Raw genomic sequence first — 19,063 nt, forward strand, 5'->3', positions numbered from 1 at the left:
CGAAGTTTCAAGCCTTCTTGAGTTGCTGGGAAATATGAAGCCGTCGGCCAGTACTTTGGCTCGTCTTCCTGCAAAACTCAGTGAACGGTGGGAGCAGTATCTTGAACCTTTTGAGTATATTTTGGCAAGAAATAAAGGACACCTAAAATTTGACTAATCGGCCACACCGTCTATTTTACTTCTGGAGCCTCTCAAGGGTATTACGGACATATACCCAGTAACCATATACCCAGTAATCAATAAAAATGACATGACAACTGCCCGAAAAAACCTCATAGATCCAGCCAGTACGCCCTACTACCACTGCATGGCACGCTGTGTTCGCAGGGCTTTCCTATGCGGCAAAGACAATTTTTCAGGCAAAAACTATGAGCATCGCAGGCAGTGGGTGGTTGATCGGTTGAAAGCACTTTCTGGTATTTTTGCTCTGGAAGTCTGTGCTTATGCGGTTATGTCGAATCATTATCATGTGGTGCTCCATATCAATAGTCAGCAAGCCAAAAAATGGGACACCAAAGGAGTCTTACAACGCTGGACGCAGCTTTTTTCAGGCCCGCACCTGGTTCAGCGTTATCTTGTCGGCGATCAGCTGGGCAAAGCAGAGCTGCTGCGTGTCGAAGAATATGCCCAGGAGTACCGCAGTCGTTTAATGGATATCAGCTGGTTCATGCGCTGTCTCAACGAATACTTAGCCCGGCTGGCCAATAAAGAGGATGAGTGCAAAGGGCGCTTTTGGGAAGGTCGTTACAAAAGTCAGGCCCTGCTAGATGAGGCCGCATTGCTGACTTGCATGACCTATGTCGACTTAAACCCCATCCGGGCAAAAATTGCCGCAACGCTGGAAACCTCAGAACATACCTCTATTAAAGAGCGCATTGAGTCATACGACAGCGCAAACGGAAAAAAACAAAAGTCACACTTGAAACCGTTAAAAGCTCAGGGCCAAAACCCTGAACAGGCGATTCCATACCCACTCAGTAGCTACTTTGAACTGGTTGACTGGTCTGGCCGAACTATCCGCAAAGGCAAGCGTGGTCGTATAACTGACGATGTACCACCTATCCTGGAGTCCTTGGGTATTGACCCAAATGAATGGCTGGAGACTATGCGCAGGCATAATCGTTTTCACCGCGCAGTCGGCAAGCTGGCTTCACTGAAGGCTTATGCAGAAAGCACCGGAAAATGCTGGGTCCATGGGATGTCTGTGAGCGGTAATCTCTATCCTGCCTGATCAACACATTTTCATTTACTTTAATGTGGCCAGAGTTTTCTGAGAACTCTTTCTTATATTGTCTCGATAGTATCTTCTAACTGGCTGTTGCTGAGCACTTTTTGTCCTCTTCCTGCTTGGTATGAATGAGGACTTTTTAGAACGATCAATGCAAACATTTTTAAAAATCGATAGATGAAATATTCTTTTCACTTTTTAAAAAATGGGTGTCCTTTTTATCCTATCTACTTTTAAAAATGGGTGTCCTTTTTATCTATTTATTAAAAATCGATAGATGAAATATTCTTTTCACTTTTTAAAAAATGGGTGTCCTTTTTATCCTATCTACTTTTAAAAATGGGTGTTCTTTTTATCTTCCTTTTTATCTCTTTATCTTCTTTTCTTTTTATCTTTTAAAAATGGGTGTCCTTCTCCTTTATCTCCTTTATCTCCTTTATCTCCTTTATCTCCTTTTTATCTTTATCTCTTCCCTGACGAGGCAAAAAACTTTCTCACCGTGCAACTTTTATCATTTTTTTTGTCTAATTAGCAAAACAGGTTTTACCGATCTTTAATAGTCTTCTCTTTAACGAATCAAAAGTTCAACCAATAAAAAGACTGTTCAAAGTGGCGGACAATAGTGAAGTACTGGAGTACAAAAACGAAGCAAAGTATTTCTTAACAGGAACTATCAATATGAACATTTTGAAAATTTTCACACCCAGACCTGTAAGCAGGGGTTATCAGCAATTGCCCCATGAAGACGTCTGCAATGCTTCTACCGAGCCGAAAACCAGCAGTTCATCAGTTTCCCTGGCTCCCTTTGCACACCGTACTCACTCGTCGTCTATTGATCCATCTCAAGGTCTGACCTGCCAAACCCCTGTTGGTAATCGTGCGATTGAGCCGGAAACTGAGCCTCTTTGGCCAAACAAGTCCGTCACGAAAGCCGGGACGAAAGCTCATGGCCAAACCGGAAAAAAAACAAAAGCAGACATTAAACAAGCTACTAAAGACCTCCACAATGCACTCACCTTCACTAAGAATCTGGAGGAGCTGACCAATGATGATATCCTCGCACTGATTGAAAGAGGGGCTAAAATCAATGCGAAAACCAAAAACTATGGCGAAGAGACAGCTCTCCATATAGCCGCTTTACGTGGCAGTAAAAGAATAATTGAACTGCTTGTTAACAAGGGTGCTGACGTTAACGCCAAAACTTCTTATGGCTGGACAGCCATACGGTGTGCTTACAAGAATGGACCCATTACGCCCCTGATCCGCTGTATGGTAAATGCCGGGCTTAAAATTGATGCGATGTGTGATAGTTCAACGATGCTTGCTCATGCGGCCAGGGAGGGTTGCTGGGAGCTGGTTGAATTTTTATTGGATAAAGGTGCCAAGGTGAACACTGAGATTAATATCAAGGGAACGGCACTCCACCTTGCAGTTCTTCAGGGTCGGCCAGATATCATTAAGATGTTGATGAACCATGGGGCAAACATCAACGTCAGGAATCATCATAAGGGGAAGTCGGTTCTTCACTTTGCAGCTCGTCTGGGGCGACCAGAAATCATTGAACAGTTGATAGATCATGGGGCAGACATCAGCGCCAGAGATAATAAGGGGAAAACAGTTCTTCACGATGCAGCTCGTCAGGATCAGCCAGATATCATTGAACAGTTGAGGAATTATGGGGCAGACATCAACGCCAGAGATAATAAGGGGAGGATGCTTCTTCACCTTGTGGCTGCATCAGGCCAGCAGGCTATCCTTGATAAATTGCTTCAGCTTAACGTCGACGTCAACGCCCGGGATAACAACGGTCAGACGCCACTCTACCTGCTCACCTGCACCAATGGTCAGCTGGATACCATTAAATATTTCATGAGCGCATTGATTAAAAAACAGGCTGACATCAATCATCAGGACAGCGATGGGAGAACCCCCCTCAACTTTTTAGTAAAGAGCCTTAGCAATCAGAAAGCCATTAAGCATGTTATTGATACCTTGGTTCTGCACGGGGCTGATGTTAACGCCAGTGATTCACGCGGGCTTACGCCACTCCACTTTGCTGCTGCCCATAGCAAGCTGGACGTTTTTAACCACCTGCTTGTGAAAGGGGCCAACATGAGCGTCAGGACCAACACTGGCCTGATGGTTCTGGACGTCGCCAGGTCCAATGGCCAAAACACAGCCAAAATGCTGGAGAGCCTTCACAATGCCAAATTTGATGTTCATGCACCCTGCACCTCTGAAGGTGCAACGATGCTTGTTTGTGCCGTACAAAACAGGCAATGGAAACTGGTCGACGCTTTAATATCAGATGGGGCTGACATCGATGCATGGAAACATGAAGCAACCCGGATTACTTCCCTTCACGACGCGGCTTTAAAGGACCGAAAAGATACTGTGAGTGAGCTGCTAAAGAGAAATGCTAACCCCGGTTTACCAAGTATACGTGGGCTTTCAGCTATCCATTATGCAGTGATGGACAGAGGTTTTGCAGATTTGCCCACTTCGGAAAATCTGGCACATCGACAAAGCATCCTTATCGAACTGATTGAGAGCAAAAAAGTGGACATCAATGCCCGGGATGAACGTGGAATAACAGCGCTCCACATCGCAGCGAGTCAAGGCTATTTAGAAATGATTCGGGAACTGCTGAAGCGAGGGGCTGATTTCAATATTCTGGATGAAGACAATATGACAGCTTATGACTACTGCAATAGGATGGTTAGTCGAAGCAGAAGAGAGAGAGTCTGTCTGTTAATGTCAGAATATAAGGCTGATGTGCGAGGAGTCGATTTGAGGAAAGCAGAAGCAGCCGACCAGAAACACACTGCAATCGGGTTAGCGCATAAAGTGAGAGATTTTTTCAAGTCTGAACGAAACCGCTGAGAAACCCTTATTTTCAGGGGTATAGATTATATCTGAACGGTCTAAGTTTAAGCCGTTCGTTTGCAGGAGGCTTCTAAATATCATGTTTAAAAAAAATAGTTAACAGCGGTTGTTGTCATGTTTAATGCACAGTCAGATATTATTAGCCACTCTTTCACAGGCTCTGGTCCCACCTGTTTGCCTGGTGCAGAGGGAGCTGACATCGCCAATGGTGTAATTCCGGTATCGGGCGCTTTAAAAACTCACGCTTTATCTTCAAATCGAAAGTGTGAAACTTCCGGGATTGATTCCACGTTTACTCCTCCTGGCAGTGCCGACCACAAGATCACTGAAACGTTTGCACCGCCATTAAAAATCAGGCGCTGTAGCGATCCGCAGCTAACCGTTCAGTCCTCGGCTATTCCAGACCGGGAACGGTTGGGTGGAAAAGGGATGTTCCTGACCCTGATGAAGAGCGCAGGATTAACGGTCCCGCCATTTCGCTGCATTGATACAAGGATCGTGCAGAATCTTGAGGCGCTTACATTCGATGCCAGCCCATTGCTGGCCACGCTGGATGATGGCCATGAGTTTCCCCATGCAACGGCCACTCTGGTGAATATAAGACAGTGGATTACCCAAATGGCACCAGCAGGTAACCCATCAGGCAATCCAACAACAAGACAACAGCGCTGGCTCGGTGCGCTCTCTTCGTTTATTGCAGGCCCGGATTTTTATCAGCAAATAAGCGCTCTACCCATTGCTAACAAAATACGCACTATTCATAAAGATTTACGCACCGACCTGGCTAAGTCCGACAGCCCGATCATCGTGCGCAGCTCCGGCGTGGCTGAGGACGCCTTTGGTAACGCCCAGGCCGGCAAGTACCAATCCCTGGTGCATAACCAGGCGGATATCGTGGCAACCTGTCTTAAAGTGCTCGCTTCTGCTTACCGTCCCGCGGTTTTTTCCCCAACCGCCCCGCAGGGGATGGCAATTATCCTGCAACAGTGCATTCAATGCCTCGTTGGCGGGGTCGGCATGAGTTATTGCCGCATTGATGACCGCAGGCTGGTGATCGAGTGTGGGCCGGGGCAGCCCAGGACGGTGGTGTCCGGTCAACACGGTATCACTCCTCATGGTTATGAGATTAAGCGCAACGGCGAGCAATGGGAGGCCACCTTTAGCCCCGGCAATCCTGAGTATGGATTCATTTTGCGCGCCAATGAACAGGGTGGCTATGAGGAAGAGTGGGTCAAATTTGAACCTGCTGCTGCCACGGCTGAGTTCATTGGCAAAGACCAACTGAACTGCCTGGTTGAGGGGGGGAAGACGCTGGAAGACGTGTTGTTGTGCCCTGTGGATTTTGAATTTGCCATTGATCCGGATGGCCAGGTCCTTTTTTTGCAGGGACGCCCGATTACCTGCCTGCCCGGCGGCAGCCATTTTTCCATGGCATCTCCCCCCCGGTATCTGGATCAGGGCTCCGTAATCAGCGATGGTTGTGGCTCAGGGCTGGCGCTGGCCATCAGCGGTCCGGTCAACGGGAGCAGTCTGCCGGACAACGTCATCCTTTTTTGTGATCATGGCGGTGACTGGTTACTGGCCCCTGAGGTTCTGAAAAAAATAAAGGGGATTGTCTTCAGAATATGGGCAAATAACGACCACATATCCATCGGCCTGAGGCAGGCAGGCATACCCTGTGTCGGGGTGAAGCAGCCTCAATGGTGGCCCGATAATGATGCGCAGGAATGGGTAACGCTGGTGTGTGGGAAGTTTCAGAAAGAGTCCGGCGGTTTTTTATTGCCGGGTGATCGGGAACAGGAGTTGTTGAATTTCAGTGGCGAATCGGCCACCCCTGATTATCAAACCGCGCAGGCTGCCCAGCAGGCATACCAGCCTGCGGAGCCGGAAAAAGAGCCGTCGGTAGCACGTTTGTTCTCATGGCTGTGTGAGCAAAACACCAGGCTTCTGGATTTTCTCGGGACTGAGCGACTGGTTCATTTATGCCTGTCCAAAACCGGCGCTGTCCAGCTGAGCATGCACCCTGGGCGACAAGAGATTTTGCAGGGATGTGTTCAGGAGATCGACAACTTTATGCAAGAGATTGCGGCTTTCCTCTCTGGCTACGAACGGTTTTTAATGCTGGGTGCAGCCGCCGATCCTGATCTTGAGCAGCAATACCATGAGGAGTTAACACAGCTTCGCGAGCAACTGGCGCTGGTGCAAACAAAGGTTAAACAAACCCTTGCCCAGGTCACAAGGCCGTTTCTGCCTGGCAGGGAGTTACCGGCCTCAGGTTCGGATTTTCAACAATGGCTGGCCCATTGCCAGTTATTAAAAGACCACCTGCAACGGCTTGAGTCTGTTCATCAGGTGCACAACATCGAGAGCGTTCATGAACTGATTCTATGGTTGCACAAATGCTTTCTCACCAGGCTCTGGCCGGTGGCCACCGCTTCAGGGCAGGGTGAAGTAAGCACAATAAGGAGGCCTATCTTTGGAAGTATCGATATTGTTGATTTCTCAACGTCTCAGGAAGAACCATTATTCGATGACACTTGCCGTGAGGCACTCAGGCAATTACGGGCCGAAAGAGTGACCGCTCTCAATATGCCAGATTGTACCCGGTTGTCGATTCAGCTTGAGCAACATGCGTGCACCATCGACCTGTTGGAACAAGCCGACGGTGGTAAACAACGGACTTTTAGGATGTGTTACTCTGAGGCGCTGGCCAATTCATTGAAAGAAACCCAGAGCGGAAAGTTCAAGCGACTGTGGTTTTTGGCGCAAACGCTGTCTCACTATTGGAAAAATAGCGGTTTCAATGCACCGGACATTCATTTCAATGAACAGACAGGCCAGACCCTCTTTGAACTCACCCATCTTCCTGACAAAAAAGATTTGCAGCACATGTTTGTGGACATTCTGAGTGTATTGCACATCCTGTTCAATATGGATTTTTTGTTGGGGCCATTAAATCTGGACGAAAGTCAGACAAACTGGAATATGGCCACAATCAGGGAAAGGCTGAATAATCCCGCTTTCGCTGCAACCAATCGATTAGCCCTGGAGCATATCTACTGGTGCTCCGCTTACTCATGCACAAAATCACTGATGAGCCACTGCACCCGGGACAGGGCGCTCCGTCACCTGGTTGAAACGGCGCTGATCTTTTCTCAGGCTCCCATCAACTGTATTGAAGAAGCGTTGAACGATCAACTCGATACGCACAGTCAGAAAATACTCTGGCATTGGCTACTTTCTGATCCAGCCAAAGCCAGCCCCCTGGTGAACAAATACGTTAACTGGTTAGCTGACGAGACAACGGCCATGCGTCTGGTGTCGCAAAATGGCCATATCCTGAAATACCTTGTTCCTGAACTACGCAATCAGCGGGCAATGGTTTTTACCGCCATCAAAAGCCACCCTGGCGCTATTGTCGATGTGCCGGAATCCTTTAAAAACGATATTGAGATTATGTCTTATGCCCTGGCAAATACACAGGACCCGGAAACCACAATTGCCCTTATAGGGCCAGAGCTATTATCAAATCCTGAACTTTTCCGGTGCTTGTTAACCACAGCAGTTGAAAACACATCACAGGCTCTTTCCTGTAATGCGGCAACTGAGTATCTGGAACAACATCCTGAATTCTATAAAGAGCTTCTTCTGTTGGCGCTGAAGTGCAATGAGAAAGATGATTCCTATCTATTATTTCACCACAATTTCAGGAAAAACCTGCTTAACAACCGTCATCTTTATCGGAAACTTGCCTTAAAAGCACTGGCAAACCCCGGAATAAGCGGTAAGCTAAGATGTTTTCCGGAATTGAATAATGATCGAGAAGTAGTATTCACGGCGGTTGGCTCAGAACCCTTATCATTAAAATATGCCGGACCTGAACTTCAGGCAGATAAAGAAGTGGTCAAAAAAGCTGTCGGGATCGATGGTAGCGTTCTGAAATTTGCCAGTGAAGGGCTTAAGGATGATGAAGACATCGTATTGGCCGCTGTCAAAAATTGTGGGGTTGCTCTGCTATACGCCAGTGAACGGTTAAAAGCTGATCGAACAATTGTTAAAGCGGCGCTGAAAAATAACGCCAGGGCGCTACAGTATGCTGATAAACAATTAAAACATCATCCGTACTACGTTTGGCTGGCTGTCAGTCATCATCATCCTTATCTTGATAAAGAGCGGTGTGGAGATAAGGAACTATTGACCATTGTCTTATCAAAAGACCCCTTGCTCTTTAAAACACTCGCCAATCTAAAATGGAGAGACGATGAAGAGTTGGTGCAACTGGCTGTGCAAGGTCACGGTAGCATTCTCAAGTATGCCAGTTGCAGGCTACGCAGGCACGAGCCAACTGTCCGGCTGGCAGTTCAACACGATGGTATGGCGCTTGAGCATGCCAGCCCGGAACTGCGAGGCAATAAAGCGCTGGTCAAACTGGCGGTGAAAAATGACGGCATGGCGCTGGAGTTTGCCAGTGACCTGCTTCAGGATTGCCCGGAGGTGGTCAAACTTGCCCTGCACCAAAATCCGTTGGCGCTACAGTTTGCCAGTGACCATTGTCGCAATGACTCGGAGCTGGTCAACATTGCCTTGCAGTACAATGGTATTACTTTGCAGTACGTTGACCGTTTATTACAAGGCAAACCCGAGATCATTGCGGCAGCGAGGAACCATGTCGGGCCTGTTGCGCTAAGGTATTATCAACATTTTCATAATGGCCCGTGTGCCTCTGGCAGTCACAACCCATCCCTCATAGAGTGCTGTCCATAAGCGAATAACTGGTAAAAGTCAGTTGTCCAATAAATCAGTTATTTAACTGGCATAAAAATACTTTGTTCTTTGCAACTTTTATCCTGTTTTTTTGTCTTAAAGGTTAAGTTGGTAACCTGAAGGTTAATTAATCATGGCCAACCTATAACAGTCAACGAAAGTGCAGCACTATTGTATCAAAAAGAATTAACACACTTTCAAACAGGAATTATCAATATGAACGTCACAGCATTCAGTTCTGAAAGATCGGGTTATCAGGAATTTACCAACAATGAAAAAATCTGTGGTGCCTCTACGCAGTCTGCAACCGGCAGCTCAACCGTCTCCCTCGCTCCCGGTAAACAATCTGGTTACACGTCGCAAATTGATCCATCTGAAAATCTGCCCCTTCAAATCCCTGTGTGTAAGCGTGAAGTTGAGATTAAAACCGAGTCCTTTTGCCCAAAAGAATTCGACACGAAGGGCGGGGTGAAAGATCATGAGCGTACCGGCCCTATTAAAAAATCCGAAATAAAAAAGGCGACCACAGAGCTTCACAGTGCAATCACCAACACCGAGAACCTGGAGGATCTGACCAATGACGATATCCTTGCCCTGATTGCAAAAGGGGCTGATGTCAACGCCAAAACCAAGCTCAGTGGCAAGAAAACCGCTCTTCATCTTGCCGCTGTACGTGGCAATCAGAGAATCATTGAACTGCTTGTTAACGAGGCCAGGGCTGACGTTAACCTCAAAGATGAATTTGGCACGACAGTGATGGCGTGTGCATTCCTATATGGTGCCAAAATTACGCCCCTGATCCCCTGTATGGTAAAAGCCGGATTCGACATTCATGCCTGTTGTGGTGGCAAGGGGGCAGGAACCATGCTTGCTCATGCGGCCAGGGGGAAAAACTGGGAGCTGGTGGAGTTGTTATTAGCCAATGGTGCCGATCCTAACGACCGGATCAACAACAATGAAACAGCACTTCACCTTGCGGTTCGTCTGGGTCTGCCGGAAATAATAGACATGCTGATGAAGTATAAGGCAGACATCAACGCTAAGACCAACGATGAAGGGAGGACAGCTCTTCACCTGGTGGCTGAATCTGGCCAACGGGAAATCCTGGATAAGCTGCTTCAGCATGAAGCAAATGCCAACGCCCTGGACAACGATGAAAGGACACCACTCTACCTGCTGACTTGTGCCGATGGTCAGCTGAAGACCTTTCAGTATTTCATGGATACCCTGATTAACCTTCAGGATGACGTCGACCATCGGGACATCGGCAGGTCAACTCCCCTCAGCATCTTAGTCAACAGGCTTGAACATCAGGATGCCCTCGAGTATGCCATTAATACCTTGCTTCAACGCGCGGCCGATATTGACGCCCAAAATGGAGGCGGGTATGCGCCTCTCCACTTTGCGGCTGTAAATGGCAAGCTGGAGGCCTTTAGCCAATTGATTGAAAAGGGTGCCAACATGTACGCCAAAACTAACCGTGGCATGATGGTTCTGGACCTTGCCATGGACAATAGCCACTCCTTCGCAACAAAAATACTAGAGATTCTGGTCAATGCGAAATTTGATGTTAAAGCTCCCTGTGACTCTGCAGGTGGCAGGACAATTGCGTATGCCATAGAAAACAGGAAATGGAAGATGGTTGACTCTTTAATAGTTCGTGGGGCTGACATCGATGCATGGAAAAATGAAAAAAGCCAATACACCCCCCTTCACTACGCTGCTTTAATGGACCAGAAAGATATAGTGAGAGAGCTACTGGAGAGGAGAGCTAAGGCCAATATACGAAGTATAGAGGGGAATACAGCTCTCCATTATGCCGTGTCGGCCTCCGACTGGGACTATCAGGAAGATTGGACAGTTCGACTGGCTATCCTTGCCGATCTGATTGAAAACGGAAAAGTGGAAATCAATGCCCAGAATAAATACGGAGCAACAGCGCTCCACATTGCAGCGAGTCAAGGCAGTATAGATATGATTCGAGAGCTGCTGATGCGAGGGGCTGATTTCAATATTCTGGATGAAAAAAAGATGACAGCTTTTGATCATTGCAATAGGTTTGAATATCTTTTTGGGATTCCCCTTGAAAAGGTTAGCCGGAAAGAAAAAGCGAATGCCTGTAAGTATATGATAGAACATAATGCTGATGTGCGAGGAGCCGATGTGATGAAAGCCAAAGCAGCCGAAGAGAGGGCAGCAAAAGTAGCTGCCATGAAACGCACCTTCAATGGGTTAGTGCATAAAGTGAAAGGGATTCTCAAGCCTGAATGAGAATGCTGAGAAGCCCTTATTTTAGGAGCGGTATAGAGTATATCTGAACGGTCAGAGTTTAAGCCGGAAGCACCATTTTCCAAATAATAACAGTGTTACTATAACTGACCGTCTTGTTACTGATTTATACAAAATTAACTGATTAATTATTGAAGCTTATTTCTTCGAAGTTTTCTCTTTTTAATATCATGTTTAAAAAATAGTAAACAGCGGATGTTGCCATGTTTAAAGCACAGTCAGAGATTATTAGCCACTCGGTCACAGGCTCTGGTTCCACCTGTTTGCCCGGTGCAGGGGGAGCTGACATTGCCAATGGTGCAATTCCGGTATCAGGCACTTTAAAAACTCACGCTTTATCTTCAAATCGAAAGTGTGAAACTTCCGGGATTGATACCACGTTTACTCCTTCTAACAACAGCACCGGCCAAAAAATTACTGAAACGTTTGCACTGCCATTAAAAACCAGGCGCTGTACCGAATCACAGCTGAACGTTGATTCCCCGACTATTCCAAACCGGAAATTGTTAGGTGGAAAAGGGATGTTCCTGACCCTGATGAAGAGCGCAGGATTAGCTGTCCCGCCATTTCGCTGCATTGAGACAAGCATCGTGCAGAACCTTGAGGCGCTTCCATTCGATGCCAGCCCATTGCTGGCCATGCTGGATGATGGCCATGAGTTTCCCCATGCAACGGCCACTCTGGTGAATATAAGACAGTGGATTACCCAAATGGCACCAGCAGGTAACCCATCAGGCAATCCAACAACAAGACAACAGCGCTGGCTCGATGCGCTCTCTTCGTTTATTGCTGGCCCGGATTTTTATCAGCAAATAAGCGCTCTCCCCATTGCTGACCAAATGCGCACTATTTATAAGGATTTACGCACCGACCTGGCTAAGCCCGACAGCCCGATCATCGTGCGCAGCTCCGGCGTGGCTGAGGACGCCTTTGGTAACGCCCAGGCCGGCAAGTATCAATCCCAGGTGCATGACCAGGCGGATATCGTGGCAACCTGTCTTAAAGTGCTCGCTTCTGCTTACCGTTCCGCCGTTTTTTCCCCAACAGCCCCGCAAGGGATGGCAATTATCCTGCAACAGTGCATTCAATGTTGCGTTGGCGGGGTCGGCATGAGTTATCGTGGCATTGATGACGGCACGTTATTGATCGAGTGTGGATCGGGGCAACCCAAAACGGTGGTGTCCGGTCAATACGGTATCACTCCCCATGGTTATGAGATCAAGCGCAACGGCAAGCAATGGGAGGCCACCTTCAAACCCGGCAATCCTGAGTATGGATTCATTTTACGCACCAATGAACAGGGGGGCTATGAGGAAGAGTGGGTCAAATTTGAACCTGCTGCTGCCACGGCTGAGTTCATTGGCAAAGACCAACTGAGCCGTCTGGTTGAGGGGGGGAAGACACTGGAAGACGCGTTGTTGTGCCCTGTGGATTTTGAATTTGCCATTGATCCGGATGGCCAGGTCCTTTTTTTGCAGGGACGCCCGATTACCTGCCTGCCCGGCGGCAGCCATTTTTCCATGGCATCTCCTCCCCGGTCTCTGGATCAGGGTACCGTCATCAGCGACGGTTGTGGCTCAGGGTTGGCGCTGGCCATCAGCGGTCCGGTCAACGGGAGCAGTCTGCCTGACAATGTCATTCTTTTTTGTGACCATGGGGGTGACTGGCTACTGGCCCCTGAGGTTCTGAAAAAAACAAAGGGGGTTGTCTTCAACAAATGGGCCAATAACGACCATATATCCATCAGCCTGAGGCAGGAGGGCATACCCTGTGTGGGGATTAAGCAGCCTCAATGGTGGCCCGGTAATGATGCGCAGGAATGGGTAACGCTGGTGTGTGGGAAGTTTCAGAAAGAGTCCGGCGGGTTTTTATTGCCGGGTGATCGGGAACAGGCGTTGTTGAATTTCAGTGACAAATCGGCCACCGCTGATTATCAAGCCGCACAGGCTGCCCAGCAGGCATACCAGCCTGCGGAGCCGGAAAAAGAACCGTCGGTAGCACGTCTGTTCTCCTGGCTTGTGGAGCAAAACACCAGGCTCCTGGATTTTCTCGGGACTGAGCGACTGATTCATTTATGCCTGTCCAAAACCGGCGTTGTCCAACTGAGCATGCACCCCGAGCGACAAGAGATTGTCCAGGGATGTGTTCAGGAGATCGACAACTTTATGCAAGAGATTGCGGCTTTTCTCTCTGGCTACGAACGGTTTTTAATGCTGGGTGCAGCCGCCGATCCTGATCTTGAGCAGCAATACCATGAGGAGTTAACACAGCTTCGCGAACAACTGGCGCTGGTGCAAACAAAGGTTAAACAAACCCTTGCCCAGGTCACAAGGCCATTTCTGCCTGGCAGGGAGTTACTGGCCTCAGGTTCGGATTTTCAACAATGGCTGGCCTATTGCCAGTTATTAAAAGACCACCTGCAACGGCTTGAAGCTGTCAATCAGGTGCACAACATCGAGAGCGTTCATGAACTGATTCTATGGTTGCACAAATGTTTTCTCACCAGGCTCTGGCCCGTGGCCACCGCTTCAGGGCAGGGTGAAGTGAGCACAATAAGGAGGCCTCTTTATGGAAATATCGAGATTGTTGATTTCTCAACGTCTCAGGAAGAACCATTATTCGACGACACTTGCCGTGAAGCACTCAGGGAATTCGAGGCCCCAAATGTGACCGTTCTCAATATGCCAGGCAGTACCCGATTCTCGATACAGCTCGGGCACCATGCGTGTACCATCGACCTGTTGGAACAAGCCGACGGAGGCAAACAACGGACCTTTCGGATGTGTTATGCAGAGGCACTGGCTCATTCATCAAGAGAACACCGACACGGAAAGTTTCAGCGGCTGTGGTTTTTGACGCAAACCCTGTCTCAATATCGGCAAAATAGCGGTTGCAGTGCCCCGGACATTCATTTCAATGGACAGGCTGGCCAGATCCTTTTTGAATTCACCCATCTGCCTGACAAAAAAGATTTGCAGCGAATGTTTGTGGACATCCTGAGTGTATTGCAAAAATTGAGCAATACTGATTTTCTTCTGGGAGCAATTAACCTGGACGAAAGTCAAACGAAATGGAGTATGGCTGTAATCAGGGAAAGGCTGAATAATCCCGCTTTCTGTGAAGCCAATCAATTTGCCCTGGAGCATGTCTACTGGTGCTACACTTACATCTACAAAAATTCACTGATAAACCACTGCACCCAAAATATGGCGATTCGTCATCTGGCTGAAACGGCGCTGATATTCTCTAAGGCTCCCATCAACCGTATTGAAGAAGCATTGAACGATCAACTCGATACCTACCGTCAGAAAATACTCTGGCATTGGCTACTGTTTGATCCTGCCAAAGCCAGTCCCCTGGTGAACAAATACGTTAACTGGTTAGCTGACGAGACAATGGCCACACGTCTGGTGTCGCAAAATGGCCACATTCTGAAATACCTTGCCCCTGAATTACGCAATCAGCGGACAATAGTTTTTGCCGCCATCAAAAGCCACCCTGAGGCTATTACCGGTGCACCGGAATGCTTTAAAAACGACATTGAAATTATCGAGTACGCCCTGGCAAATACAACAAAAAATCCCGGAAAAATAATTGCCTTTATAGGGACAGAGTTATCATCCGATCCTGTGATTTTTCAGCGCTTATTAACCACAGCCGTTGAAAACACATCACTGGTTCTTTCCTGTAATGCAGCATCTGAGTATCTGGAACAACATCCCGGATCCTATAAAAAGCTTCTTCTGTTAGCGATGGAGCGCAATCATAACGATGATTCCTATCGATTATCTTTTAAAATTTTCCGGAAAAACCTGCTTAACGACCACCAGCTCTATCGGCAACTGATTTTGAAGTTTTTGGCGCTAAAGGATGTCGGCAGCCAACTGGAATATTTTCCGGATTTGAATAATGATCGAGAGGTAGTGTACACGGCGGTTGGCTCTAACCCTTTTGCATTGGCTTATGTCGGGCTTGAATTTCAAGCGGATAAAGCACTGGTCAAAGAAGCTGTCGGGAATATGGGGAGAGTTCTGGAATTTGCCAGTGAAGGACTTAAGGATGATGAAGACATCGTATTGGCAGCCGTCAAAAATAAAGGGGTTGCCCTGGAATACGCCAGTGAACGGTTAAGAGCTGATCCGACAATTGTTACCGCAGCGCTGAAAAATTCAGGTTCTGCGCTGGCTTATGCCGCCAGGCAATTCCGTGATGATCCAAATTACCTTTGGTTGGCTGTCAGTGACCATAACCCTACACGCCCTATTTACCAATATCTTAATGGGGATCAGTGTAAAAATAAGGAATTATGTGCCATTGCCGTGTCCAAAAAGCCCGAGAACTTTCAATACCTCGATAAGCAACTGAGAAATGATCAAGCGTTAGCGCAACTCGCCGTGCAAGGTAATGGTGAAATGCTCAGGTTTGCCAGTGAAACGCTGTGTGGCCATGAGGGTATTGTCCGTCTGGCCGTTCAACAAAACGGTTTAGCTCTTGAGTATGCCACCCCGGAACTGCGAGCCAATAAAGAGCTGGTCAAGCTGGCGGTGCAGAATTCCGGCATGGCGCTGAAGTTTGCCAGTGACGCGCTTAAGGGTTGTCCGGAAGTGGTCAAACTTGCCGTGCAAGAAAATCCACAGGCGCTGCATTATTCCAGTGACCATTGCCGCAATGATCCAGAGCTGGCCAATATCGCCTTGCAAAACGATGGTAATGCCCTGATGTATATTGGCCGCTCATTACAAAGCAAACCCGAAATCATTTCGGTAGCAGTTAACTATGCCGGGCCTGTTGCAGCAAGGTATTATCAACAAGCCATCGCCCGTAAGTCCCATTGAATGGTTGAAAAGAACCGGAAAATCTTCTGCCATCCTCAATTTTCTGCCATCCTCGCTACGGGCGCTATTCTCGGTCAGGCTCCTGGAATTTGCCAGCGACCATTGCCGCAATGATCCGGAGCTGGTCAACATTGCCTTGCAGAACAATGGTAGAGCCCTTCTGTACGTTGGCCCCTCATTACAAAGCAAGCCTGAAATCATTGAGGCAGCAATTGATAATATCGGACCTTTTGTTGTGGCGTGTATTCAACAAAAAATTGATTGATACCACCATATTAAGAAGGCTTAATTGGTATAACCCGGTTTTCAGCTACACGGCAACTTGAAATAGCGTAGCAGGGACGAAAGTGGCGGCGGTGGCTCAAGCGATGAGTCATGCTGTGACGCAGACGATGATTCAGAATATGGATTAAAGGACTCATAAGGAACAGGAAACGCCAATATAGAATGTGGCCCCGAATCCACTTCATTCGATGATGCGCCGAGATAGCCTCCCTCAGTCTCAACAATAACCACTTCCTTTGGTTGCTCAGTCACATTCTCTCGCCCAAGTAGCGGCTGTGTGACTAATGGGGAGTTTTCCGACGGTTTTGGGCAGCATACCTCCGGCAGGCACGCTTTCACAGACCGTGAATACTTATAGCACCCCTGACACGGATCAGAATTGATAACCTTTTCTGCCGCATTCCGGACGGCCGTAAAAAAATATCCTTTTTCGAAATTCCCAAAAACGTTCATATTAACCTCTAGAGTCCTGCCAGAGCGGAAATTGATATTATTATTTGCAAAAAATATTAGACTGCTAATTCCTGAAAAGATTCCATTAAATAAATTTATTTACTATGAACTTTTTATCAATACTAAAGTCAAATAAATTGCAGTGACGCATGTCTGTTGTTTCTTCGTTAAGCAGTCTTTTAGAAAATCCCCAATAACGGATCAGATCACAATATGAATAGTTGCAGTCATTTCAAATAACAATCACTTTTTCCATGAAAATTTAAGGATATCAAAAGAATGAATTTTTGTTCTGGTAAACAGGAAATAACAGCAAGTTTACTGCCTCCTCAAGATAATGGAATGAATCAAAACGCAGATCCGGCTAACTCTGCAGCTTCCGCTAATTTGCGGCATTTTACTGGGATACCTTTGAACAAACTCGGTGATATTTCTACTCATCTGAGCTGTGGCGAGATTTTGGCGTTGCAAAAAGCGTTTGGACAGCTCAACCCGGTGGTTACCTCCCGAGACATTAAGGCAAATTCTCCTTTTAAACGCCTGTATGCCAGCCCTGATGAAGCTCAAACAAAGCAGAACAAACAACCCACCACCCGTCCAAAGGTGTTCTCCGGGGAGATACAAAAGATGATCGAGTGTCCCGTTTATGAACTTGAGCGAAAACGGGTTATTCACCTTAATAGTTGGATCAATAAGCCTATTATCAGCCCCTCGGAGCGTCATGCTTTTCTCTGGAGCGTCAAGGAAGTCCATTGCTTGAGTTGTGATGACAGGGATGACTGGCGGGAGGAGGTCGTACTTAAGAGCGAAGAAGCAATTACCGCCATCTTCAGCACTTCCGGGCGCTATGCGTTGGCTGCGGCAAAAGGATTCTGCAAAGTCTGGGGCTTTGAGGATGGGGCCAGCTGGGTAAAACAAGCAGAGATAAATAATTTAGACAGTATTAAGAATGTTCAATTTTCACCCACGGAGCGGGCACTGGCGATCGCCAGTAGTGACGATGACGACCATGATACATTCATGCTTTGCGTTTATCAGGTTGATCGCGGCTGGGTACAAGAATCCAGGATCCGTGGGGTTAAGGATTTGTCGTTTCAATTCAGCCCTTCTGGCAATGACATTCTGGTCACTTCCAAAAGTGGTGGCACAATGTTTGGCATTGACTACAACGGCAAAGTCAGATGCCAATATTTATATCCAAACTGCAACAACAAGCAGAAAGTGCGTGCTGCCTTCAGTGAGGCTGGAGATCATGCTGCTATCTTCACCGAGACTGTGTATTCAGACGAAAACACTCTGAAAATCATTGGCCGTGTGGGTGACCATTGGCAAGAGGTGGGATCCCTTAACTACCCCAGAGGATTTAAGGTCAACTTCAGTAAGTCAGCACGGCATCTAATGATCCACACTAATGACCAGAAAATCATACTCTGGAGTTTGAACGACAAAGGCATCTATGTTGAAACGAACGTAATTCATGGCCAGCCGTTATCTGTGTATACGGCATTCAGTGCATCAGAAAACATCTTGCTGACCGCCAATCATAAAAATGGCCTTGTTCAAATCCTGAGTTATAACAACAGTCGGGACCAATGGATAATCAAAGAAAAAGGTTATTATGGTGATGCTGATCTGCAAGTCTGCTTCAGCGATGACCCGGCATCCAATTGTATTATGATCAATGAGCGTAAGAAGGACGGTCAGAACAATGTTCATGTCGTGCATGTTAGCAATGAAGCCCGTTGCCAATTTAAAAAAATCCAGTCAAAAGAGAAAATTTATCATGCCAGCATCAGCCCATCAGGGCGCTATGTTCTGACCACACATGATGGCGGTGAAGGACTAATAGCCATGATCTGGAGTTTTGACAGTGAGGGTAATTCGATGGTCAAAGCCAGGATCTACCGCCCTGCAACTGCCAACAATTATTTCAGTGTCCATAAAGCCATATTCAGCGCTACGGAGCAGATGCTTCGGCTATGCTGGAAATTTCGTTTTTCGACAACGATCATCCTTTGGGGGTGTGATGATAACGGCTTATGGACCGAGAGAGGCGTTATTGACCATGCTGTCAATGAAGTAGACAGCGACGATACTGTCCACAGCCACGGAATGCTCCAGATATTGGCCCGGGACGAGGACGGAGACTTTAAAATCCACGGCTACGACAGCAATGGCCATTGGCGCGAAAAAGCAGTTGGAAACACTGGCACCAAACTCTCTACAGGCAGTTTCAGCCCCTCTGGACGAGTGCTCTTTACCTGTGATGACGACAGAAGTGCCAGCATCTGGAAGATCACACCCTCAGAGTAATACCAGGTGA

The 19,063-nt window shown here is 47.4% G+C and carries 7 protein-coding genes; all 7 read left to right on the forward strand.

Annotated elements, in window-relative coordinates:
- The first annotated feature begins 250 nt into the window (after positions 1-250).
- The 7 genes from J7438_RS22210 (at position 251) to J7438_RS22240 (ending at position 19,053) form a co-directional block, all read left to right on the forward strand.
- The gene (locus J7438_RS22210; RefSeq protein ID WP_209278288.1) at positions 251-1,231 is read left to right on the forward strand and encodes a transposase; all 981 of its coding nucleotides are present in this window, start codon (positions 251-253) and stop codon (positions 1,229-1,231) included.
- A gap of 675 nt (positions 1,232-1,906) precedes the next feature.
- Complete coding sequence (locus J7438_RS22215; protein ID WP_209278289.1) at positions 1,907-4,111, forward strand: ankyrin repeat domain-containing protein; 2,205 nt, start codon at positions 1,907-1,909, stop codon at positions 4,109-4,111.
- Positions 4,112-4,288: 177 nt separating this feature from the next.
- Entirely contained in the window at positions 4,289-8,878 is a 4,590-nt protein-coding gene (locus J7438_RS22220) for a DUF4116 domain-containing protein (RefSeq protein WP_209278290.1), read from the forward strand.
- A 216-nt stretch (positions 8,879-9,094) separates the two neighbouring features.
- A complete protein-coding gene (locus tag J7438_RS22225; protein WP_209278291.1) occupies positions 9,095-11,149 on the forward strand; it encodes an ankyrin repeat domain-containing protein in 2,055 nt (684 codons plus the stop codon).
- 221 nt (positions 11,150-11,370) lie between these two features.
- Positions 11,371-16,002, forward strand: coding sequence for a DUF4116 domain-containing protein (locus J7438_RS22230; RefSeq protein ID WP_209278292.1), 4,632 nt, complete (start codon positions 11,371-11,373; stop codon positions 16,000-16,002).
- A gap of 4 nt (positions 16,003-16,006) precedes the next feature.
- Positions 16,007-16,267: a DUF4116 domain-containing protein gene (locus J7438_RS22235; protein WP_209278293.1), complete on the forward strand. Its 261-nt coding sequence runs from the start codon at positions 16,007-16,009 to the stop codon at positions 16,265-16,267.
- Between the two features lie 884 nt (positions 16,268-17,151).
- Complete coding sequence (locus tag J7438_RS22240) at positions 17,152-19,053, forward strand: WD40 repeat domain-containing protein (RefSeq protein ID WP_209278294.1); 1,902 nt, start codon at positions 17,152-17,154, stop codon at positions 19,051-19,053.
- The last annotated feature ends 10 nt before the right edge of the window (positions 19,054-19,063 follow it).

It is taken from the genome of Thalassotalea sp. G20_0 (assembly GCF_017744175.1).
Lineage (GTDB): Bacteria > Pseudomonadota > Gammaproteobacteria > Pseudomonadales > Endozoicomonadaceae > Endozoicomonas.

Excerpts from the sequence above, each read along its gene's own strand:
- J7438_RS22210 (WP_209278288.1), top strand. The coding sequence starts at position 251 with ATGACAACTGCCCGAAAAAACCTCATAGATCCAGCCAGTACGCCCTAC.
- J7438_RS22215 (WP_209278289.1), top strand. The coding sequence starts at position 1,907 with ATGAACATTTTGAAAATTTTCACACCCAGACCTGTAAGCAGGGGTTAT.
- J7438_RS22225 (WP_209278291.1), top strand. The coding sequence starts at position 9,095 with ATGAACGTCACAGCATTCAGTTCTGAAAGATCGGGTTATCAGGAATTT.
- J7438_RS22230 (WP_209278292.1), top strand. The coding sequence starts at position 11,371 with ATGTTTAAAGCACAGTCAGAGATTATTAGCCACTCGGTCACAGGCTCT.